A 22,670-nucleotide genomic window follows, 5' to 3' on the forward strand; every position below is an offset into this window, starting at 1 on the left:
GTCACCGTGTCCTCGGATCAAGAATGCGATAGAGGAAGTCCGACAGGATATTGATCGTCAGGAAGACGGCGCCGATCGTCAGCACGGAGCCCATGACGACATTCATGTCGTTCATCTGCAGCCCTCGGGTCAGGTACTGGCCGAGCCCCGGCCATCCGAAAACCGTTTCGATCAGCACCGCCCCTTCGAGCAGCCCGCCGAAGGTCAGCGCCATGATCGTCAAAAGCTGCACGCGGATGTTCTTGAAGGCATGGCGCCAGACAACCTTGCGGGTGCCGAGCCCCTTTGCCCGCGCAGTGATGATGTATTCCTGGCTGAGCTGCTCCAGCATGAAGCTGCGCGACATGCGGCTGATATAGGCGACGGAATAATAGCCGAGGATCGCCGCCGGCAGGATGATGTGGCCGAGAGCGTTGTGAAACACGTCCCATTGCTGCTGCAGCGCTGCGTCGATCAGGAGAAAGCCGGTCATGGGCGTGACGAGGCCTTCGTAGAAGACGTCGATGCGGCCGGATGCGCCGACGAGCTTGAGCTTGGCGTAGAAGATGAAGAGCGCCATCAGCCCGGTCCAGAAGATCGGAATGGAATGGCCGGCAAGGGCGACGATGCGGGCGACGTGGTCGATGACAGTTCCGCGTCTGACGGCAGCCGTGATCCCCAGGGGAACGCCGATGATGACGCCGATGATCATGGCGATGACCGCAAGCTCGATGGTGGCGGGAAAGATCGTCATGAGGTCGGTGAGGATCGGCTGGCCGGTCGTCGCCGAGGTGCCGAGATCGCCTGTCGCGATCTTCCCGACATAGGCGAGGAACTGCATCCAGACGGGTTGCCCGAGCCCCAGCTCATGATAGACGCGATCATAAACCTCCTTGCTGACCTCCGCCCCGGTGATGGCGAGCACCGGGTCGGCAGGCAGCAGACGGCCCATCGAAAAGGTCAGGAAGAGAAGGCCGAGCAGCGTCGTCACCACAGCCACGACCCGCCCTGCCAAGCGCCGCAACAGGTTCACCAGAGGGTGCGGGGCCGCATCGGCGAACCCGCCCTCCGCAGAACGGGTGCCGCTCTCCCGCTTCGATGTCAGATCGGCGCTCGCCACGCGTTCTACTCCTTGGTCACGTCGTGCCAGCGCGTCGACCAGGTTGTGTGCCCGTGATAGTTCTTGACGTTGGCGCGCGTGACATAGGGGTCGGTTCGCTGGAAGAAGATGACGAGCGGCGAGGCCATGCCGGCATAGATGCCGTCCATCTTCTTGAAGATGTCAGTGCGCTTGCCCGTATCGCGCTCCTTCATCGATTGGTCGACGAGTGTGTTGAGCTCGTCCACTTTCATGCCGGCGCGCCAGAGATAATAGCTGCCGAGACGCGCCTCGTCGCTATTGTCGGGATTATAGGCATATTGCGTGGCGACAGCGAAAGGGTCAGGCAGTCGGGCGCCGGAATTGCCGAGCAGCACCTCGTATTTCCGCTCGCGGAAGGCGGGCGTGAATTCGCCGGGCACGAGATCGAGATCGAGGCCGGCAGCACGGGCGCTCGCCTGCAGCGCTTCGGCGAAGGGCAGTGTCGCCGCGCCCGATGGATTGAGCACCTTCTTCAGGCCATTGGGGTAGCCGGCTTCCGCCAGCAGTTGTTTGGCTTTGGCAGGATCATAGTCGTAGTGGGAGGCAGCTTCCTCGGGCGCGCCGATCATGCCGCGCGGGATCATCGACTGCCAGGGAAAACCGGTATAGCGCATGATGTTGCCGGAGATCGCCTTCCAGTCGAAAGCATGCTGGAAGGCCTCGCGAACCTTCGGCTTCTGCAGATCCGGGTCTTTTTGGTTGAGGGCGATGTAATAGAAGCCCAGACCCGGAACGCTCTCGATCACCACGTCCTTGTTGTTGGACAGGGCATCGAGGTCGCCGCTTGCCAGATACTGGCCGACATCGACGTCTCCGGCTTCGAGCTGCAGTCTGAGGTTGCCGGATTCTGGGATGTGCCGCGCGACGACGCGGGCCATGGCCGGCTTGCCGCCCCAGTAGTTCGGCTGCGCGTTGAAGATCGCAACATCGTTCGGCCGCCATTGCGCCAGCGCGAACGGGCCGCTGCCGGCGGAATTGGCAGAAAGCCAGGCGCCGCCGAAGTCGCCGTTTGCCTCATGCGAGAGTGCCGTCTTCTTGTCGATGATGCCGATCGACGAGCCGGCCAGCGAATAGAGCACCAGATCGGTGTTCACGGCCTGCGGCAGCTCGATCTCAAGCGTATGTTCGTCCTTTGCCCGAACGAGCTTTTCGACGTTGTCTGATGTGAAGCCCCAGAGCGCGACATCGGTGGAGCCGACCTGGCCCATCTTGATGACGCGCTGGATCGACCAGGCGGCATCGTCGGCGGTCACCTTGTTGCCGCTCTGGAAGACCGCGTCGTCGCGCAATGTCAGCGTGATGATCTTGCCGTCGGCCGAGACGCTCCATTGCGTCGCAAGCATCGGCTTCAGCGTTTTTAGATCGTCCGGCGACAGTTGCACGAGGTTGTCGTAGAGATTGGAGATCAGCTCGGAAACCGTGCGGGCATTGTTCTGGGCCGGATCGAGCGTTCTTATGCCGGTGAGATTCGTGCCGATGACCAGCATGTTTGGCGGCGATGCAGCCCAGCTCGGCTGTGCCGCCGTCAGGGCGCCCGTTATCGCGATCGTTGTCAGTAGCTGTTTCAGCATCTCAAGACCTCCCAATCCTGTGGCGCGGCCATGCCGGCACCTGTTGCTTGCGGAAATAATGTCGGCCTCAGACGGCGGCCTTTGAAGTCTCCTGCCGGTTCGGATCCGTTTGAACATTGCCCTCGGCCTCCCAGCTTCGAAGCAGCCGATGAAGTTCCTCGCGGTCATGCTGGTCGAGCAGCGGCAAGCCCGGCACACGCACCGGGCCGACATCGAGACCGGAATAGCTGACCGCCTCTTTCACGACGGTCACGTTGGCGCCGTTGCGGAATTTGGTCCGCATCCGCTCGAATGGTTCGAGCTTGTTGACGATCGCTCGTGCCGCGGCGAAATCGCCATTTTCAAGCGCATCGTGGACGGCAAGCGAGAGCTTCGGTGCGACATTGACGAGACCGGAGGTGAAGCCGCGCGCACCGGCTGCGGTGAATGTCGGCGCCCAGCTCTCCGCCAGGCCGCAGACGAACAGTGCACCGGCCGGGTCGGCCGCCGGGATCGCTCGCGACAGCAGCATCAGATCGGTCGTCGCAAACTTGATACCGGCAATATTGCCGTGATTTGCGAGCCGAACGATCTCTGCGACGCTGAAACCCTCGGCCCTGACATAAGCGACCAGCGGCAGGGCGGAAGCATCCGCAAGATTGCAGAAATAATCGATCTGGGCCGAAGGGGCCGCAAAAGGATCGACGGGCTGATGCGACATCACGGCGGAGGCGCCGATGCGGGCCGCATCCTTTGCCATGCCGACCGCCTCGCGCAGCGACCGGCCGATCGCCGCCGTCACCGGCGCCTTGCCGTCGACACCTGACACCGCCGCCTCGTGGACGATCCTGATCTCCTCAGGCGTCAACGCATAAAATTCCCCGGTATTGCCGGCGGCAACGATGTTGTGGATGCCTGCTGCCGCCACCCGCTCATAGACCTTCGCCGTGATCCGGGGGTCGACTTCGCCGCTGCCGTCATAGGCCGTGACGGGAACACCCGATACGCCTGTGAGCGCCTTGCGCATGATTGCGATGCTCATCTTTCTTCCCCCTTGGCTTTCCATCAATCCGCCGTCACCCGACGGGTGATCGGCACGCTGTCATCCGAAACGGAAGGGCGCCAAGCCCTCTGCGTTCACGTCGAAGGCGATGACCGTTCCCGCCTCGAAGCGTCCGGTGCGGTCGGTCGACAGGCTCGTGACGTAGAGGGTGCGCAAATCCGGCCCTCCGAAACACGGCATGGTCGGTGCGGCGACCGGCAGAATGTAGATCTCGACGATTTCGCCGTCGGGCGATATCCGGTTGAGGCGACCGGCGGATACGCCGGCGCTCCAGTAAAAGCCGTCACGATCGATGGCCGCTCCGTCCGGCCGCCCGTCGTCTTCCGTGAAGCTGCGAAGCCGGCGTCCTTCGCCGATTTCGCCCGTCGCCGGATGGAAATCGAATGCCTGCAGGAAACATTGCCGGCTGTCGGAGTGATACATCCGCCGGCCATCCGGCGACCAGGCAAGACCGTTGGAGCTCGTCAGTCCCGTTGCCACCGTCCGCGCGCTGCCGTCGGCGCCGACCCGGAAAAGAGCGGCGTCGTTTACTTGCGGCTTGGCTTCGCTGATCGAGCCGACCCAGAAGTGTCGGTCGGGACCGACCTTGCCATCGTTGAGGCGGCCATTGATGTGGCGCCCGACCGGATCGCATAGGAACTCGAGATCGCCCGAGGCGGGTTCGAAGAGGTGGACGCCTGTCTGGAGGCCCACGACGATCCTGTTGTCACGGCAGAGCCCGAGGCTGCCGACCGGAGCCGGCATGTCGAAGCGGTCGACCTTCCCTTGCGCGGAGATGCGGACAACTGCCGGCGCCAGGATATCGACGAGCCACAGCGTGCCAGTCTTCTCGTCCCATACCGGGGATTCTCCGACCGTCAGCGGTTGCTGGATCACGGAACGAATGCCCGGGCGGATGATGCGCGGTGCCGTCATGGAACCATCTCCAGGCTCTCGGTCAAGCCATCGGCGTCCCGCATGCGGATGGTGCCGTCGTGATTGATCTCACAGAAGCCGCCACCCTGGAACGCAAGCGCTACCGGCCCTTCGGATCCCTGCTCGATGCGGGCGTGGTCGCGCGGCCGGTCCTGTGGCTGGTAGCCGAGCCTCGCTGCCAGTTCGTTGTCCCACCATTTCTCGTCGGTGTCAGAAACGCCATAGACCACCGTTGCGGCGATCGACGGGTGCGACAGGCCGATCCTGACCAATTGCGCCAGGTCTCGTGCGCTGATCCAGATCGCGATGGATCGCTCGCTATTGGGATAGGTGCCGGCATTGCCGATGCGAATGGAAAGGGAGCGGATGCCCGATGTGTCGTAGTAAAGCCCCGCCACCAGTTCGCCCCAGCATTTGGAAAGCCCATAAGGGCTGTCCGGGCGCATCGGATCGAGCGGCGAGACGAGCTGGCCGCGCGGATAAAAGCCGGTGGCATGATTGCTCGAGGCATAGACGACCCTGGGAATTTTGTTGATCCGCGCCGCTTCGTAGAGATTGTAGGTTCCCAGCACATTGGCCTGCAGGATGGCGTTCATATCGATGCCGCTTGCAATGCCCGCCAGATGGACAATGCCGTCGATATCTTCAAGCGCAGCGGTGGCCTCATCGACATTGGCGAGATCGGCCTTCACGAAATGCTCGTTTTCGCCAAGCCCGGCGGGCTCCTGGAGATCGATCAGGCGCAGATGCTCGACATGCGAGCGAAGCAGCGGGCGCAGCAGCGTTCCGACACGTCCGGCGGCACCCGTCACAGCGACCCGTTTCATCGTTCTTCCTCCCATTCTCGCTCAAACGCCCTGGAACATGCGGGCGCGAGCATTCAGTATGTGTCTCTTCATCGCATCGTGAGCGTCGGTTTCCCGCCGCGCGAAGATCGCCTCCACGATCACCGCATGCTCATCCTGGACGCTGCGAATCTGCTCCAGCGTTCGTTTCAAGCTCAGGCTTCGCGTCACGGAATGCCCGATGGCGAAATGCGGCCTGAACCATTCACGAACGGTGATGTGGAACTGGTTGCCGGTCGCCATGGCGATGGCATCATGCAGTGCCTGGTCTTCCTCGGCGCCAAGCTCCCCGTTGCGAAGGCATTGCTCGATCGCAAGAAGCGCTGCCGTTATCCGCTCCCTGTCATCCGGCTGCCAGTTTCGTGCGGCAAGCTCCGCAGCCTCCGCTTCGAGGCCGGCGCGGAATTCGAAAAAGCGCTGGACATCGGCGAGCGAGCCGACCGGCACCATTTTCAGCATCGACGAATCCGGCCTTTGCCGAACATAGGAACCGGATCCCTTGCGCGAAACGACCAGGCCATCGGCTCTTAAACGTTCGAGCGCCTCACGCACGACGGGCCTCGAGGCGCCGAAATCCGCGGCGAGCTTCGTTTCCGACGGCAGTCGTTCGTTCACCGGAAAGTTGCCGTCGGCGATCATCCCCACGATCTTCTCGTAGATGATGTCGCTGAAGCGCGTTGCGCATCTGTTGGAAACGGCGTCGACTGCGAAAGTCATTATGGTCCTTTTCTCTCAAGCCACGCGGCGCCCCACGTACTCCCTGTCGCCGATCGTGAGGTCTTCTGTGTGGCCTACAGAATCTGACAGATCTGCCGCTGTTTTTGGTCTGGCGACAGTATTTTCAGAGGCGTGACGCCTGCGGTGTCTGGCTGCATCGCTATCGAATTTGTAAATATCTGTCAACTCTTGTAATCATTTGAGAACGTGTCTATGGTTCGGTCCCAGCGCCGAGGAGGGCGCAAGCGGCGGGTCGGGAGCCCGCCGCATCAGCCGGTGCAAAAGCTGTGCCGGCGCAAAAAGGGAGGAACTCGATGCCCAATGAAATTCTGTCGCGTGGTGTCACACGCCGCGCCGTGCTTGGTGGCATGGCTGGCGTCGCAGCGCTGTCCATCGCCGGCCGCGCTTTCGCCGCAGGCGGCGAAGCGCCGGCACTTGCGCAGCTCGTCAAAGACGGAAAACTGCCGCCGCTTGCCGAGCGCCTGCCGAAAAAGCCGATGGTGGTGACGCCGTACGAGAAAGTCGGCACCTATGGCGGCTCGCTGCGGCGCGGCCTTCGCGGTTCATCGGACCATAACGGCATCCTGCGCATGGTCGGCAACCAGAGCCTTGTGCGCTGGAACCTCGATTTTACCGCCGTGCAGCCGAACCTTGCCGAACGCTGGGAAGTTAGCGACGACGCAAAGCAATTCACCTTCCATCTGATCGAAGGTGTTCGCTGGTCCGACGGCCACCCCTTCACGGCCGACGACGTCGTTTTTGCGATCGAAGACTGCGTCAAGAACACCGAGCTCTACAGCTCGACACCGGCGCAGCTTGCGGTCGCCGGCAAGCCGGTCACGGTCGAGAAGATCGACGATTATACGGTGAAGTTCACCTTTGCGGCGGCCAACGCGCTTTATCTCGAAAACCTCGCCACGCCGCTCGGTCAGCATCCGACATTGTTCCCGAAGCATTACTGCAGCCAGTTCCTGCCGAAATACAATCCCAATATCGAGGCCGATGCGAAGAAGGCCGGCGTCACCAGCTGGACGGAGCTGTTCCGCAGCCGTTGCGGCGATATCGAGATCCCGTCGCGGTGGGGCAATGTCGACAAGCCGACGCTCGATCCGTGGGTGGTCAAGGAGCCCTATGCCGGGGGTGCCACGCGCGTCGTCATGACACGCAATCCCTATTTCTGGCAGGTCGATACCGAGGGCAACCAGCTTCCCTACATCGATGAAATCAACTTCGGCATCTCGCAGGACGTCGAATCGCTGATGCTGAACGTCATCTCCGGAAAGATCGATATCCAGGAACGCCATATCAGCGTTCTGGCCAACAAGCCGACGCTGTCCCAGAACATGGAGAAAGGCGATTATCGTCTGCTGACGCTGGTGCCTTCGGCCTCGCAACAGTGCCAGATCTACTTCAACATCACCCACAAAGATCCTGCCATGCGCAAGATGTTTGCGGATAAGGCGTTCCGGCAAGCGCTCTCGATCGGCATCAATCGCCCGGAACTCATCGACATCGTCTATTTCGGACAGAGCGAACCCTACCAGGCCGGACCGCGTCCGACCCATCCCTGGTATAACGAGAAATACGCGCGCCAGTTCACCGAATATGATGTCGACAAGGCGGGCGCAATGCTCGATGAAGCCGGCTACAAGAAGGGCAGCGACGGTTTCCGGCTGCGGCCCGACGGCCAGAAAGTGTTCTTCTCGATCGACGTCATTCCGACGCTCTATCCCGACCTCGTCGATGCCCTGGAATTGGTCAAGACGCATTGGGCTCAGATCGGTATAGACATGAAGGTCAACACGATCGAGCGAGCGCTCTATTACACTCGCGGCGACGACAACGCCCATGATGCGGCGGTGTGGCCGGGTCCTGGCGGTCTCGATCCGATGCTCGATCCGCGCGATTTCTTCGCCTTCCATCCTCAAGGGTCGCGTTACGCCATTCCGTGGACGCTTTGGTACACCTCCAACGGTGCCCGCGGCGAAGAGCCGCCGGAAAGCCAGAAGAAGCGCATGAAGCTCTTCGATGAAGCGCGTTCGACGGCCGATCTCGACAAGCGCGGCGCGATCATGAAGCAGATCTTCGATATCGCGGCCGAGGAGTTCGAGACGGTCGGCCTTTGCCTTGCCGTCGGCGGCTTCGGCATCATCCGCAACAATCTGCGCAATGTTCCCGAGAAGGAACCGGATAGCTGGTCCTGGCCTAATCCGGGGCCCGCGATGCCGCAGCAATTCACCTTCACGAGCTGATTTCGATCTTGGCGCCGTGCCCAACGGTACGGCGCTTTCTTTCAGTTCGCCCTCCGAGATGCCTTGCCGGCTGACGGCCGACAGGGCCCGGAGGGCGGCGTTCAATGCAAGAGGCGCCTCATGCTGATCTTTATCGCCAAACGCTTCCTATGGATGATTCCATCGCTGTTTGCCGTCAGCTTCCTCGCTTTCGTGTTGATCCAGCTGCCGCCGGGCGACTATGTCACGACCTATATTGCGACGCTGGCCGCCTCCAACGAGATCGTCGATCAGAACACGGCGGCACAATTGCGCGAGCGCTTCGGCCTCGGCGATCCGATGCTCGTCCAATATTTCAAATGGATCTGGGGCATCCTCTCGCGCGGCGATTTCGGCATTTCCTTCGAGTGGCAGCAACCGGTCTCCGACCTGATCTGGGAGCGCATGGCGCTGACCCTCGTCCTGGCTCTGTCGACATTGATCGCCACCTGGGCGATCGCCCTGCCGATCGGCGTTTTCTCCGCCGTGCGCAAATATTCCATCGGCGACTATTTCTTCACCGCCTTCACCTTCTTCGGCTTGGCCGTTCCGTCTTTCCTGCTGGCGCTGGTGCTGATGTATATCGCGGCGGTCGAGTTCGGCCAGGATGTCGGCGGGCTGTTTTCGCCGCAATACGAGAACGCGTCCTGGAGCTTCGCCAAGATGGTCGACCTGTTCTCGCATCTCTGGCTTCCCGTCATCATCCTGGCCGTCTCTTCGACGGCAAGCCTCATTCGCGTCATGCGCGCGAATATGCTCGACGAACTGCCGAAGCCTTATGTGACCACGGCACGGGCAAAGGGGCTCTCGGAGTTCCGGCTGCTGATGAAATATCCTCTGATGATCGCGCTCAATCCCTTCATCTCGACCATTGCCTGGCTGCTTCCCAACCTCATTTCCGGTTCCGTCGTCGTCGCCATCGTCCTCAATCTGCCGACGGCCGCACCCCTGCTGCTGCAGGCGTTGATGGCCCAGGACATGTATCTCGCCGGCGCCTTCGTTCTGCTGATCTGCGCGCTGACGCTGATAGGCTCTCTGATCAGCGACATCCTGCTTGCGCTGGTCGATCCCCGCATCCGGTTGGAATAGGAGCCTCACGTGGCCGACATCACTGTTACAAATATTCAGCCGGATCGCGCTGCCGTCGCATCGCAGTGGCAGCTCATCTGGTGGGCTTTCCGCCGCCACCGGCTCGCCATGGTCGCGCTCGTCGTCACCGTGATGATGTATATCGTCGCCCTTGTTCCCGGTTTCTTCGCCATCAACGATCCGAACCTGCAAAATGCGCGGGCGACTTTTCACCCGCCGCAGAAATTGCATCTGATCGATACTGCGAACGGTTTCTCCTTCGGCCCGCATTATTACCCGATGAAGCTGACCCGCGATCCGGAAACGCTGGCCGCCATCTTCAAGGAAGACACGACGAAGCGTGTCGACGTCCAGTTTTTCGGGCGCGGCTATGAATATTCCGTGTTCGGCCTGTTCAACACCAACATCCATCTGATCGCCTCGCCCGACAAGACGACGCCGCTGCTTCTCTTCGGTGCCGACAGGCTGGGGCGCGATGTCTTCAGCCGAACGGTGCAGGGCTCGCAGATATCGTTGTCGATCGGCCTCGTTGGCGTCTTCTTCTCACTGATGCTCGGCATCGTGCTCGGCGGCATCTCGGGATATTACGGCGGCCGCATCGATTTCTTCCTGCAGCGGGTGATCGATTTCGTGCTGTCGCTGCCGACGATCCCGATCTGGCTGGCCATGGCCGCGGCCCTGCCGCAGGACTGGCCGGCGACGCTGCAATATATGATGATCACGATCATCCTGTCGCTGACCGGCTGGGCGCAGCTTGCCCGCGTCGTTCGCGGCCGCTTCCTGTCCCTGCGCACCGAAGAATTCGTCGCCGCCGCCAGGCTCGACGGCGTTCGCGAAAGACGCATCATCTTTCGCCACATGCTGCCGAGCTTCGCCAGCCACATCATTGCCTCGATCACGCTTGCAGTGCCGGCGATGATCCTTGCCGAAACCTCACTCTCCTTCCTGGGGCTCGGGCTGCAGCCGCCGACCATCTCCTGGGGCGTGCTTCTGCGCGAGGCCCAGAACATTCGCTCGATCGCCACCGCGCCATGGCTCTTCATGCCGGGCTTCGCCGTCGTCGTTGCGGTGATGGCGCTCAACCTTCTCGGCGACGGCTTGCGCGATGCAGCCGATCCCTACAACAAATGAGGCCGGCATGACCGATATCGTTCCCATTGCCGGCAAGCCGCTGCTGCAGGTGAAAAATCTGACCGTCGAATTCCCACTGCGCACCGGCGTCTTTCGCGCCGTCAGCGATCTGTCCTTCACGATCGAGCCGGGCAAGACGCTCTGTGTCGTCGGCGAAAGCGGATCGGGAAAGTCGGTGACGGCGCGTTCGATACTGCAAATCGTCGATGCGCCCGGCCGTATCTCCGGCGGATCGATCATCTTGAACGATCAGAATGGCGGCTCGATCGATCTGACCAGTCTCAATCCGCGCGGGCGCCAGATCCGGGCGATCCGCGGCCGCGACATCGCCATGATTTTCCAGGAGCCGATGTCGTCGCTGTCGCCGATTCACACGGTCGGCAACCAGATCGTCGAGGCGCTTCGCCTTCACACCAGGATGAGCAAGGCAGAGGCGCGCGCCGAGGCCATATCGCTGCTCAAGCAGGTCGAGATTCCCTCGCCGGAAAAAGCGCTGGACCGATATGCCTTCCAATATTCCGGCGGCATGCGCCAGCGCGCGATGATAGCCATGGCGCTCGCCTGCAAACCGCAGCTCCTGATCGCCGACGAACCGACCACGGCCCTCGACGTGACGACACAGGCCGAAATTCTCGACCTGATCGCCCGGCTGCAGAAGGCCAAGGGCATGGCCGTTCTGTTCATCACCCATGACATGGGCGTCGTCGCGCAGATCGCCGACGATGTGCTCGTCATGCACAATGGCGTCGCCAAGGAATATGCGCCGGTCGAGCAAATCTTTCATGCACCGAAGGACGACTATACCCGCATGCTGATCGGCTCGGTGCTGAAGCTGGAAGCGAAGGCCGAAATTCGGCTGGCGCGCGCCCCGCTCGACACGACGGCGCCACCGATCCTCGAACTCCGCAATGTATCGATGGATTTCGGTGAAGTGAAAGCGCTGGACGATGTTTCCATTTCGCTTCTGCCGGGCGAGACGCTTGGGATCGTCGGCGAAAGCGGATCCGGGAAGACGACGATGGGCCGCTCGATCATGCGGCTGATTGATCCCACAGCAGGCGAAATCCTCTATCGCCGCGCCGACGGCGACATCATCGATCTGGCAACGGCAAAGGGTCAGACGCTCGCCGCCGCAAGGCGGGAATTGCGGATGGTGTTTCAAGATCCTTTCGGCTCCCTCAACCCACGCATGACCGTCTCCCAGATCATCGGCGAGCCGCTGCTCGTCAATGGCGTGGCAAAGGGGCGGGCGCTGGACGAGCGCGTTTGCCACCTCATGGAGCAGGTCGGCCTAGACCCGAGGGCGCGCGAACGCTACCCGCACGCATTCTCCGGCGGCCAGCGCCAGCGCATCGGCATTGCCCGCGCCATCACACTCAATCCGCGTGTCATCGTTGCCGATGAGGCGACCTCGGCGCTCGACGTCTCCGTGCGCTCGCAGGTGCTCGATCTCCTGATGCGCCTGCAGGACGAACTCGGCCTCGCCTATATCTTCATCAGTCATGACATCGGCGTCATCCGCTACATGTGCGACCGTGTCGGCGTCATGTACAAAGGCCAACTCGTCGAAATCGGCGATGCGGAGAAAGTCTGCCGCACGCCCGAGCACGCCTATACGCAGGCGCTCATATCAGCCATTCCACGTCCCGATCCGCGCGACCGCGATCATTCGCGGCGTTTCCGCTACGTCGCGCCGGAGATTCTGAAGAATGGGAGTTCTCTGCGATGAAAATCACCGGGATCCGCACGTTTCTCATGCATGCCGGTCAGCCCGATCCCTCCAAATGGGCCTCGGACGAGCGCTCCGGAGACGGTGCGTCGAGACAGCTGGCCGGCACCCGGAACTGGCTCTTTCTGAAGATCGATACCGACGAGGGCATCACCGGTATTGGTGAATGCTCCGGCTGGCCGCGCGTCATCGAGACGGCGATCCATGATCTTGCACCCCTCCTTATCGGCGAGGATCCTGCCCATATCGAACGGCTGTGGCAGAAGATGCATATCGCCATGATGGGTCACGGCATGCTCGGGACGGTCGGCGGCGGTGCGATGACCGGCATCGACATGGCGCTCTGGGACATCAAGGGCAAGGCGCTCGGCGTGCCAGTCTGGATGCTGCTCGGCGGCAAGGTGCGTGACCGGATCCCGATCTATTCACATGCGAATACGCCCGAGCGCGCGCTTGCCATCAAGGAGCGCGGCATCAAGGCGATCAAATGCGGCGGGGTCGCCGATCCCGTCCGCAAGGTTGCAGCTCTCCGCGACGCCGTCGGCGACGACTTGGACATCGCCATCGATCTGCATGGGCCGCCATGGCTGACGCCAGCCGATGCCTGCCGGCTGGTGCGGGCGCTCGAACCTTACGAGCTGATGTGGGTCGAAGATCCGATCGCACCCGACAATATCGACGGCTACCGGCGCATCCGCGACGCAGCCCATGTGCCGCTCGCGGCTGGCGAGCGCTCGGCAACTATCTTCGGCGAGCGCGAGCTCATCGAGAAGGAACTGGTCGACGTGATCCAGCCGGATACCGGCCGGGCCGGCGGCATCACCCAGATGAAGAAGATCGCCGCCATGGCCGAGGCGCATCATATCCAGATGGCGCCGCATTCGGGCTCGCTCGGGCCGGTGGCGGAATATGCCGCCTTGCATCTGCTTGCGGCGATCCCGAACGCCCTCATTCTCGAGCGCCTTGACGACGACTGGGACGGCCGCCGCCAGACGATCGTGCCGCACCCCGTTCAGGTCGACGGCCTGATTGCGGTTCCCGACGGGCCGGGGCTCGGCTGCGATATCGACGAAGCATTCGTGGCTCGTTTTCCGAGCGGCGGCAATGTCTCCGTTCCCGTGCCGGAAGCTGCCGGCTCCTATAATCCCGGAACCTACAAAGAGCATCTCTACGTGCAGACGCGCGTCGCACGCCGCAGCTATTTCAATCGCTAGAAGGACAGAAAGATGAAGATCGACCGCATGCGGGTTTTCATGACCCGCGACAAGGACCGTCCCCGCGTGATCGTCGCGCTCGACACCGATGACGGGCTGACGGGCTGGGGTGAATGCTACAATCACGGCCCCGACAAGGCGCTGCCGCCGCTCCTGGATTATCTCTACGCATTTCTCTCCGGCCAGGACCCCACACGCGTCGATTATCTCGTCAATCTGTTGATCCAGCAAAGCCGGTTCCCGCCGGGCGCGCTTGGCCTTGCCGCGATCTCTGCGCTCGATCACTGCCTGTGGGACCTTGCGGCCAAGGCAGCAAATGTCCCAGTCTACAAGCTGCTGGGCGGTGAGGTGCGCGACCGCATCAAGGTCTATGCCGGCGTCTACACCGCACCGGACGCGCCCGCCGCCCGCGACGAATTCGATCGTTTGAAGGAAGAATGGGGTTTCACCGCCTTCAAGCTCAGCCCCTGGCGTATCGACATGCACGCCCATCGCTGGGGCAATGTGGTGAAAGCCTCGGCGGATTATTTCCGCTCGCTGCGCGAGACGGTCGACGACGAATACGAGATCGCCTTCGATGCCCATGCCAAGATTTTCGAGCCGGTCGCCGCAAGGCAACTCGGCAACGCGCTGGCCCCCTACGATCCCTTGTTTTTCGAGGAACCGCTGCGCCCTGAGAATATCGAGGCGTGGGGCGATCTGAAACAGGGGCTCAACTGCGTGCTTGCCACCGGCGAGTCGCTCTACAACAGAAACGAGTTCCTGCGGCTGCTGCAGGTCAAGGGCGCCGATCTCATCCAGCCCGATATCTGCGTCGTCGGCGGCATCAGCGAAATGCGCCGCATTGCCACACTCGCCGAAGCCTATTTCGTCGGGGTGGCGCCGCACAACCCGATGGGGCCGCTTGCGACGGCGGTCAACGTTCATTTTTCGGCCGCGGCGCAGAATTTCCGCATCCTCGAATACCGGCTGCCGAAGGGGCAGGCCTATGTCTATGGCGGCCTCGATATCGAGAAACGGCAGGGGGAAACCCGCTATGTCGTCGATCCCTATCTGCCGAAGGACGGCTATCTGGAATTGCGTCCCGACCGGCCGGGCTGGGGCGTCGAAATGGACGAGAAGGCGATGGAAGAGGAAGGCTACATCCACTGGCAGCGGCGCGTGCCGAAGCGACCGGACGGCTCCTACGCCTTCGCCTGAGGCATTGTGCGCTTTAAAAACCGGAGCTGGCCCGGATGGACGTGGCCAGCTCCCGCAGTACAGGATACGCAATCGCTCATTCCAAGCGCCCGCTAGGCATCTCTAGGCAGCACTGAGCGAACCCTTGCGATGAAGACGTGGAAGTCCCGCATGAAAGTGCGAAGGAAATCGGCGGTGCTGTCTTTCGTGACCTCGCCGTCATCGGTGATCAGCCCCGGTGTGAACTGGATGTAGGCTTCCGGGGCATTCATCTGCGGAGAGTTGCAGAAACTGAGCACACTGCGCAAATTCTGCTGGGCGACGGCTGTGCCGATCGCGCCCGGCGACGTGCCGATCACTGCTGACGGCTTGCGTGTGAACGAGTTGGTGCCGTAGGGGCGGCTCGCCCAGTCGATTGCGTTTTTCAGCCCGCCGGGTATGGATCGATTGTATTCCGGCGTGACGAACAGCACGGCGTCGACGGCCGCGATTGCCGCCTTGAATGCCTTGCCAGCCGGAGGGTAGTCGGCGTCATAGTCGTAGCTGTAGAGCGGCAGATCCTTGAAGGATATCTCCGACATTTCGAGTTCCGGCGGGGCCAACCGCACCAACGCCGTGGCGAGTTTGCGGTTGATCGAGCCCTTGGCGAGGCTGCCGATGAGATAGCCTACTTTATGCGTGGTCATGGCGTTCTCCCTCTTGTCCTTTGATCGCAAGTAACTAATCGCCGAGGAACGTGACCGTCTCATCGAGCGGCGCGCGGCCTGTACGGGCGTAACTGACCGTAGGGTCCTCGTACCCGATCGACATGCCGCAGAAGAGGATGAGCCCGTCCGGGGGTGACAGGACGTCCGCGACCGTCTCGCGAACCTGCGACCACGCCATCTGCGGGCAACTGTGCAGACCTTCGGCGCGGAGGAGCAGCATGACGGTCTGCAGATACATGCCGACGTCGGCCCATTGGGGTAGGCCCAGGTCGCGATCGATGTAGCAGAACAGGGCGGCGGGCGCGCCGAAACAGTTCCAGTTGGCGATTGCTGCCCGCTGGCGCGCCTCCCAGTCCTCGCGTGCAATGCCGAGCGCGCTGTAGCGCTCCTTGCCGAAGGCGGATCGGCGCTCCCCGTAGGGGGACTTCAGTGTGGGCGGGTACATCTCGTACTGCCGTTTGTCCCAGGCGTCGCCATGGGCCACACGCTCGACGGCGGACGTCTTCAGCTCAGCCAGCGGCGCGCCGGTCATCACGTAGGTGTTCCACGGCTGGATGTTCGATCCTGACGGCGACCAAGCCGCGGCGGACAGCACCCGCTCCAGAACCTCCCTGTCCACAGGCGCGTCTTTGAACCCGCGCACCGACCGTCGGCTTTTGACTGCCTCATATACGTCCATGATCACCTCCGTCTGACCCAAACCCAGCATCGATGAGCATGGTCGGGCTGCCGTTCCGTTCCTGATGCGGTTCATTATCTCCATTCGCAATGGAGGCGTAATCACACCGTGGTCTAGGAGGGGTACATCAAACGTACATCGGGGATCCATGCGTTCGAGGGGCATGTAGGCGAAGCATGACAGGACTCCCGCGCCACGGCATCCCGGCCTTGGAATTGCGGACGTTGAACGGGCCTCGGCTTGGCGCTTGCGCTCAAGCCGCAGCCGTCTTTTTCGAAACTGCGTTCTTCGCCGTTATGCCGCACCTCGCTGCGGCGGCGCCGATCCTGAGTTGCCGACAGGATCATCCTCAGCAGAATTGGGCACCAATCATGAGCCGCAAGAGCAACGCTTCGTCATCAGGTGCCTACGGATCGGACACGTTCTACCGGGGAGCGATGGTAGGATCCGAAAATGTCGGCGAGCGTATCGAGCATCGCCTTGGCCGCGCCGGATTGAAGTGAATAATAGATCGTCTGTGCAGCCCTTCGCGTCTGCACGAGTTCCTGTTCTCGAAGAATGGCCAAATGCTGGGACGTCGAAGATTGGCTCAACCCCACCTCGTCGGCCAGGACGCTCACCGACATTTCTCCCTCGGCCAGCAGATGCAGCATATGAAGCCGTTTGGCATTCCCCATGGCCGACAGGAAGTTTGCTTCGTTGTCGAAGGCGGTGGTTTCAGGGGAAGGCGCGGTTGACGAGTGATTGTTCAAAGCGAGATCTCCTTTAGGAACCAAAGCGGGGCACCAGGTCATATCCCCGAGCTTTAATTTAGGAATAACGCATGGGTGCGCGGCCGAAACCCCATTGCCGGCGCAAGATGGTCTTTTTCGGCGCAGATCGGATACGGCGCGCATCAAATGGACAGCGGCGGTATGTAATCTTCGAGGCCGGCATCCCGAGTTTTTGGAGGCGTGCTGCTAAAGCTGGAGCAATTCCAGCAAAACTGTGCAGCAGTGTTGAGTCTGGAATTGCGCTAGCGCGCGCCTGCCTGGCGCATTTGTGCGGGCAGAGTTTCCCAGGCCCGGATCAGTTCGCCGATGGAGGTAGCCTCCATTTTGTGCATGACATTGCTGCGATGCAGCTTGACCGTCACTTCGCTGATGCCGAGATCGAAGGCGATCTGCTTGTTGAGGCGGCCGCGCGCCACTTCATGCAGAACCTCGCGCTCGCGCTGCGTCAGGGTCTCCAGGCGCTTGATATTGCGCTCGGCGATCGCGGCTTCCGCTCGCCGCTCGGCATCCATCGCAATGGCAGCCGTGATGGCGTCGAGCAGCGTTTGGTCCCGCACGGGTTTGGTGAGAAAATCGACAGCGCCGGCCTTCATCGCCTGAACGGTCATCGGGATGTCGCCATGGCCGGTCACGAAGATGATGGGCTTGGCAATGCCGTTTTCGGCCAGATGACGCTGCAGGTGGAGGCCGCTTGCTCCAGGCATGCGCACATCGAGGATCAGGCAACCGGGGCTATCCAATATATCGGCGTCAAGCAATTCGCGGGTCGAGGCAAAACTGGTCGACCGGAAACCCGCCGACAGGATGAGCTCCGACAGCGCCTCACGAACGGACGCGTCGTCATCGACGATGATGACGAGTGGCTCTGTCTCTTCACATCTGCCCTGCAACGATAACGGCGCCGATCTCCGCAGCAACGGCTGGTCAACTCGCATGTCACCCTCCATCTGTCGATTTATGCAAAGCGTTGGCTATAGCTGCCAGCAGCGCCTGGGCATCAAAAGGCTTGCGGAAAAATCCGCCCACGCCTTGAGCGCGGCCCTGATCTGCTATCTCGTGGCGGCCCGTGATCAGGAATACCGGCAGCTCCGGACGCGACTTTCGCACCAAATCGCGAAGTTCGAAGCCGTCGATGCCAGGCATTCCGATATCGGTGATGAGCAGGTCGAGGTCCGACAGCCCGTTGATGAGCAGCGAGCCCGCCGACGAAAAGCTGCGGGCCACATAACCCGCGGATTCCAGAAGGTCGCCCATCGATTCAAGCAACCTTGGATCGTCATCGACAATTGCCACGACGTGTCTTGTCTTGTTCATGTTCAATTCCCTCCCACTCGGCGCGAGTGGGTTATCGGTATTTCCAATCTCTCCGCGATCCGGACGAGATCGGCGAGCGACGCCGCCGCCATTTTCTGCATCACATTTCTTCTATGGATCTGCAGCGTGACTTCGCTGATCCCCAATTCGGCTGCCGCCTGCTTGTTGAGAAGACCGCTGACGACGAGCGGCAGCACCTCGCGCTCTCGCGGCGTCAGGTCGAGGTAGTGTCGTTTGAGCATGTCGAGTTCGGCGCGTTCCGATCTCTTTGTCCGATCCTCGGCGATCGCCGCGTGGACTGCCGCCATGAGGTCCGCATCGCTGAAGGGTTTGGTCAGGAAGTCCACCGCGCCATGCTTGATCGCACGCACGGAGGAGGGAATGTCGCCATGTCCTGTGATGAAGACGATCGGCGGATGGTCCCTGTCAGCGATCTGTCTCTGCAGGTCGAGGCCGTTGATGTCAGGCAGTTCGATATCGAGAATAAGGCAGGCGGGCAGGTCAGGCTTGTCCGCTTTCACGTAATCGCAGGCCGATTCGAAGGCGATGGCGCGCATGCCGTGCGACTCCAGCAACTCGCCGAGCGCTTCCCGAATACGTCCATCGTCATCCACGATGAAGACAATATGGTCATCGGCTGTCATGACGCCGCCTTCGTTTCTATGGGCAAGGTAAAGATCAACGTCGCTCCGTGCGGATTGTTCTTCTCGGCCCACAATCGTCCACCATGAAGCTCGACGATCGAACGGCAGATCGCCAGCCCCATGCCCATGCCGTTTTCCTTGGTCGTGAAGAACGGCTCGAACATTTTCTCGGGAAACTCGATACCCTGACCGCGATCGCTAATCTCGGTCTGGACGGCATTCCCCATATGGCGCGCGCGGATCTCGATCGTCCTGTCGTCTGCAACGGCGTCCATCGCTTCCATGCCGTTGCGGATGAGATTGATCAGGACTTGCTGGATCTGGATGCGATCGATCGCAATGAGCGGAAGATTGCCGTCAACGTCGACACCGATGCGAACACGACGTCGCCAGGCCTCGTCGGTCATCAGGCTGCGCGCCTCGTCGATGATGCCGGAGATCGTCGTTTGGATCCTCCTGTCCGCGGACTGTTTGAATAAGGCGCGAATGCGGCTGACGACCTCGGCCGCCGAGTTGGCGTCCCGGATGATGCGCTCGACCGTCTTTTGCGCCCGCTCCATATTCGGCGGCTCAGCCGTGAGCCAGCGCTGGCAGGCATGCGAATTCGCCACGACGGCGGCCAGCGGCTGGTTCACCTCATGCGCGATCGAAGCCGAAAGCTCGGCGAGGCTCGCCGCCTGGCTCGCCCGGGCAAGGCCCTCTTGCGCCAGGCGCAGCTCGTCTTGCGCCCGTACCTCACCGTCGATATCGAGGCATATGACATTCCACTGAATGATCTCGCCTTCAGCGTTGCGCATCGGCGCCGCGCGTGTCTCGACCCAACGATATTCACCATCGAACCGCCGTAGGCGATGTCTGCGTGCATAGGGCTCGCCGGTGGCGAGCGAATGAGCATACTTTTCCTTGACTCCGGCCACCTCGTCGGGATGAACACCGGCGTCGAGTGTGCCGGCCAGCCGGGACTTTCCCGTTCCGTCCAGCTCTTCGAGCTTGTATCCGAGAAAGTCGCGAAGCTGAGGATTGCGATAGACCGGCTCTCCATCCGGAGCGGCGCAATCGATCATGGCCGGCAGCGTCTCGACGATCTGCCAGAGCGAGCGTTCACTCTCTCGCAGCGCTTCTTCAACGCGCAGCTGATCATCGATGTCATGCGAGAGACCGTACCATTGGACGATCCGCCCGTTTTCGTCCCGCAGCGGCTCGGCGCTGCCCTTCACCCAGCGATAGACGCCATCGGCGCGCCGCAGGCGATACTGTTTCGAAAAGCCCTCGCCGGTGACGAGGGAGTGGTTGAGCGCTTCGGCGAGGCTGGCGGCATCGTCGGGATGGACGGCGGCTTCGATGAGGGCTGCCAGCCGACTGACGCCGGGCTTTTCCATATCGGCGATGTCGAGACCGAGAAAATCGATTAGGCGCTGGTTGAAGAAGGTCGGAGTGCCGTCCGAATTGAGCCGCCAGAGCAGGCTGGGAACCATATCCACCAGTTGCGAAAGCTCCCGCTCCCGGTCGCGCAGCGCTTCCTGTGCACGCATCTCATCGTCAATGTCGACTGAGATCACGTACCATTGCATGATTGCGCCGCTTTGGTCCCGCAGCGGTTCGGCGCGGCCGTCGACCCAGCGATAGGCACCGTCGACGCGGCGCATGCGGTATTTTATCGAGAAGGGATCGCCGCTGGCGAGGGAACGATGAACCGTCTCCAGCAATCTCGATGCGTCATCGGGGTGGACGAGGGTGTGAATGACTGACGCGAGGCGGCTCATGCCAGGCCTGTCCATATCGCCCACGTCGAGACCGAAAAAGTCGATCAGACGTTTGTTGAAGAAGACCGGCTCGCCTTCCGGCGTCAAGCGCCTGATCTGTACCGGGACCATGTCGACGAGCTGTGAGAGCTCGCGCTCACGTTCACGTAACGCCTCCAGCGCACGCACCTCGTCGTCGATATCGAGAGAAACGCCGTACCATTGCACGACCGTTCCGTCGTCATCGCGGCGCGGCTCGACCCGGCATTCCGCCCAGCGGTAGACATCATCCTTTTCGCGCCAGCGAAATCGCATCGCGGAGCCGGAGCCGGTTTCGAAGCAGTTCCTGAGCGTACGCTGGATATCGAGTGCGTCTTCTGGATGAATCAGCTGTTGCAGCAGATCGTCGATGCGCGGTTCACCGAGAGCGTCGAAATTGGCAATAACGGAGCGGAAATGATCCTGATACCGCTTGTTGAAATAGAACGATCCTCCCGTGGATTCCACACTCCAGATGCGAACCGGCACGGCGTCTATGATCTGCTGAAGCTGTCGTTGGCTCCGCCGCACAGCCTCTTCGGCATGAACCTGATCGTCGATGTCGTGACACAGGCCGTACCACTGGACAATGTGCCCTGATTGATCCCGCATCGGTTCCGCGCGGCTCGACATCCAGCGATAGAGGCCGTCGGAGCGGCGCAGTCGATACCGCATGGCGAAGCTCGCGCCGGTAGCGAGGCAATGGCGAAGGGCATCTCCGAAACTCGCCGCATCCTCTGGGTGAACGGTGGCGTCCAGGACGGACTCCAGCCGGCTCATGCCGGGTTTGTCGAAATCAGCAACATCGAGACCGAGAAAATCGACCATCCGTTGGTTGAAGAAGGTCGGCTCGCCGTCGGGGGTTAGACGCCAGACGTGGCTCGGAACCATATCCACGAGCTGCGAGAGTTCCCGCTCACGGTCGCGGAGCGTATCCAGGCTTTGGCGCAATGTGAGCACTGCCAACTGGTGTTGCCGGGATATGGCGGCCACAATGAGCGCCGAAAATGCCGAGATGGCCAGAAAAAGCTGCAGCATGACCTGCTTGTGCTTCTGGGCCTCGGGATCGCCGGCAAACTGGCTGGTGCCTGTTATCGTGAACAACGCCGTGATCAGGGCAAGGAGGACCAAGGATACGGCGGCGCCTTTGAATTCGAAGCGAACGGCGGCCCAAAGAAGAGGCGGCATGATAATGTATGCGAAGGGGAGGTAGCCGCTCAGCGAAAGAGCCGCAACGCCGAGAAAGATCAGCCCCAGGACGAAAGCTTCCACCCATTGCGCGGCTGAGAGTCGGGTCTTGCCGCGCCAGCTGTGAAATACGACCAACGCCAGCGGCGCTACGATCAGGACGCCGGTGGCGTCTCCGATCCACCAAAGAGGCCAAGCCGTTGCGAAGGATTGCGATTGTATGCCAAACCACGCCAGGGTCGCACTTCCCACGGTCGCGCTTGCGATGGGCGCAATCCCCGCGCCCAGTACGACGAACGCGAAAACTTCCTGCAAGGTTTCCAGCCGAACTGGCCGCTTCAAGATTCGGTTGACGAGCCATGCCCCGGCAACCGCTTCCAGGGCGTTACCGATGTAGATCAGAAAAGCCGCAGGCAGCGGACTGTGGAACCACAGCAAATTGCTGAACAGTTCGGCCAGGCAGCCCCCCACCACCCACCAAGGCCAGCTGTAGGGAGAGGCGGCCACAAGTGTCGCAATGAAAAGGCCACTCGCCGGCCAGATGGAAATTCCGGTTCCAGGGACGATTGCGAGCGACTGGGCGAATCCGCAGGCCAGCACATAGGCCACGATGAAAAGGCCCAGGTGCAGGAATAGAGGGCGGTGCGACCAGACGCTCATTATCAGTTGCTCCTGCCGGACAGACAAAGCCACGGGATCGTCGGCGTTTTGTATTGTCGTTCTTCTCGATTTCGGGGCTGGCGAGCGCATGCTCAGACCGTA

At 61.5% G+C, this 22,670-nt stretch carries 19 protein-coding genes; 6 read left to right on the forward strand and 13 right to left on the reverse strand.

Going from position 1 to position 22,670, the window contains the following annotated elements:
• Nucleotide 1: 1 nt before the first annotated feature.
• The 6 genes from FHT79_RS18620 to FHT79_RS18645 all read right to left on the reverse strand — a co-directional run bounded on the left by FHT79_RS18620 (nucleotide 2) and on the right by FHT79_RS18645 (nucleotide 6,210).
• Nucleotides 2-1,099, reverse strand: a complete 1,098-nt coding sequence (locus FHT79_RS18620) for an ABC transporter permease (RefSeq protein WP_183903901.1) — start codon at nucleotides 1,097-1,099, stop codon at nucleotides 2-4.
• A gap of 5 nt (nucleotides 1,100-1,104) precedes the next feature.
• On the reverse strand, nucleotides 1,105-2,691 hold the full coding sequence (locus FHT79_RS18625) for an ABC transporter substrate-binding protein (protein ID WP_047619113.1): 1,587 nt from the start codon (nucleotides 2,689-2,691) through the stop codon (nucleotides 1,105-1,107).
• Between the two features lie 67 nt (nucleotides 2,692-2,758).
• On the reverse strand, nucleotides 2,759-3,712 hold the full coding sequence (locus FHT79_RS18630) for a dihydrodipicolinate synthase family protein (protein WP_047619110.1): 954 nt from the start codon (nucleotides 3,710-3,712) through the stop codon (nucleotides 2,759-2,761).
• Nucleotides 3,713-3,772: 60 nt separating this feature from the next.
• Nucleotides 3,773-4,648 (reverse strand): SMP-30/gluconolactonase/LRE family protein, encoded by an 876-nt coding sequence (locus FHT79_RS18635; RefSeq protein ID WP_183903902.1) that lies wholly within the window; start codon nucleotides 4,646-4,648, stop codon nucleotides 3,773-3,775.
• Nucleotides 4,645-5,475 carry an NAD(P)-dependent oxidoreductase gene (locus FHT79_RS18640; protein ID WP_183903903.1) on the reverse strand — a complete coding sequence of 277 codons (831 nt, stop codon included), beginning with the start codon at nucleotides 5,473-5,475 and terminating at the stop codon, nucleotides 4,645-4,647. Before FHT79_RS18640 ends, FHT79_RS18635 begins: the two co-directional genes overlap by 4 nt.
• Before the next feature lie 21 nt (nucleotides 5,476-5,496).
• On the reverse strand, nucleotides 5,497-6,210 hold the full coding sequence (locus FHT79_RS18645; protein ID WP_183903904.1) for a FadR/GntR family transcriptional regulator: 714 nt from the start codon (nucleotides 6,208-6,210) through the stop codon (nucleotides 5,497-5,499).
• A 314-nt stretch (nucleotides 6,211-6,524) separates the two neighbouring features.
• Here FHT79_RS18645 and FHT79_RS18650 point away from each other — a divergent pair, with 314 nt between their 5' ends.
• The 6 genes from FHT79_RS18650 to FHT79_RS18675 all read left to right on the forward strand — a co-directional run bounded on the left by FHT79_RS18650 (nucleotide 6,525) and on the right by FHT79_RS18675 (nucleotide 14,843).
• Nucleotides 6,525-8,462, forward strand: a complete 1,938-nt coding sequence (locus FHT79_RS18650; RefSeq protein WP_047619101.1) for an ABC transporter substrate-binding protein — start codon at nucleotides 6,525-6,527, stop codon at nucleotides 8,460-8,462.
• 120 nt (nucleotides 8,463-8,582) lie between these two features.
• The gene (locus FHT79_RS18655; protein WP_183903905.1) at nucleotides 8,583-9,569 is read left to right on the forward strand and encodes an ABC transporter permease; all 987 of its coding nucleotides are present in this window, start codon (nucleotides 8,583-8,585) and stop codon (nucleotides 9,567-9,569) included.
• A 9-nt stretch (nucleotides 9,570-9,578) separates the two neighbouring features.
• Nucleotides 9,579-10,700 carry an ABC transporter permease gene (locus FHT79_RS18660; protein ID WP_183903906.1) on the forward strand — a complete coding sequence of 374 codons (1,122 nt, stop codon included), beginning with the start codon at nucleotides 9,579-9,581 and terminating at the stop codon, nucleotides 10,698-10,700.
• 7 nt (nucleotides 10,701-10,707) lie between these two features.
• Nucleotides 10,708-12,429: an ABC transporter ATP-binding protein gene (locus FHT79_RS18665; protein WP_127431098.1), complete on the forward strand. Its 1,722-nt coding sequence runs from the start codon at nucleotides 10,708-10,710 to the stop codon at nucleotides 12,427-12,429.
• Nucleotides 12,426-13,643, forward strand: coding sequence for a mandelate racemase/muconate lactonizing enzyme family protein (locus FHT79_RS18670; protein ID WP_183903907.1), 1,218 nt, complete (start codon nucleotides 12,426-12,428; stop codon nucleotides 13,641-13,643). The genes FHT79_RS18665 and FHT79_RS18670 overlap by 4 nt, the downstream gene beginning before the upstream one ends.
• Nucleotides 13,644-13,655: 12 nt before the next feature.
• A complete protein-coding gene (locus FHT79_RS18675; protein WP_183903908.1) occupies nucleotides 13,656-14,843 on the forward strand; it encodes a galactarate dehydratase in 1,188 nt (395 codons plus the stop codon).
• A gap of 92 nt (nucleotides 14,844-14,935) precedes the next feature.
• Here FHT79_RS18675 and FHT79_RS18680 read toward each other — a convergent pair whose 3' ends face one another.
• The 7 genes from FHT79_RS18680 to FHT79_RS18710 form a co-directional block, all read right to left on the reverse strand.
• The gene (locus tag FHT79_RS18680) at nucleotides 14,936-15,508 is read right to left on the reverse strand and encodes an NADPH-dependent FMN reductase (RefSeq protein WP_047619086.1); all 573 of its coding nucleotides are present in this window, start codon (nucleotides 15,506-15,508) and stop codon (nucleotides 14,936-14,938) included.
• Nucleotides 15,509-15,542: 34 nt separating this feature from the next.
• Nucleotides 15,543-16,208 (reverse strand): nitroreductase, encoded by a 666-nt coding sequence (locus FHT79_RS18685; RefSeq protein WP_183903909.1) that lies wholly within the window; start codon nucleotides 16,206-16,208, stop codon nucleotides 15,543-15,545.
• Nucleotides 16,209-16,606: 398 nt separating this feature from the next.
• Nucleotides 16,607-16,960 carry a metalloregulator ArsR/SmtB family transcription factor gene (locus tag FHT79_RS18690; protein WP_183903910.1) on the reverse strand — a complete coding sequence of 118 codons (354 nt, stop codon included), beginning with the start codon at nucleotides 16,958-16,960 and terminating at the stop codon, nucleotides 16,607-16,609.
• A gap of 263 nt (nucleotides 16,961-17,223) precedes the next feature.
• Nucleotides 17,224-17,916, reverse strand: coding sequence for a response regulator transcription factor (locus tag FHT79_RS18695; RefSeq protein WP_183903911.1), 693 nt, complete (start codon nucleotides 17,914-17,916; stop codon nucleotides 17,224-17,226).
• Nucleotide 17,917: 1 nt separating this feature from the next.
• Nucleotides 17,918-18,295, reverse strand: coding sequence for a response regulator (locus FHT79_RS18700; RefSeq protein ID WP_047619077.1), 378 nt, complete (start codon nucleotides 18,293-18,295; stop codon nucleotides 17,918-17,920).
• Nucleotides 18,296-18,297: 2 nt separating this feature from the next.
• A complete protein-coding gene (locus FHT79_RS18705; protein ID WP_183903912.1) occupies nucleotides 18,298-18,939 on the reverse strand; it encodes a response regulator in 642 nt (213 codons plus the stop codon).
• A complete protein-coding gene (locus FHT79_RS18710; RefSeq protein ID WP_183903980.1) occupies nucleotides 18,936-22,571 on the reverse strand; it encodes a PAS domain-containing protein in 3,636 nt (1,211 codons plus the stop codon). The genes FHT79_RS18705 and FHT79_RS18710 overlap by 4 nt, the downstream gene beginning before the upstream one ends.
• Nucleotides 22,572-22,670 lie beyond the last annotated feature (99 nt).

The sequence above is a fragment of the Rhizobium sp. BK212 genome (assembly GCF_014197475.1).
GTDB lineage: Bacteria > Pseudomonadota > Alphaproteobacteria > Rhizobiales > Rhizobiaceae > Rhizobium > Rhizobium anhuiense.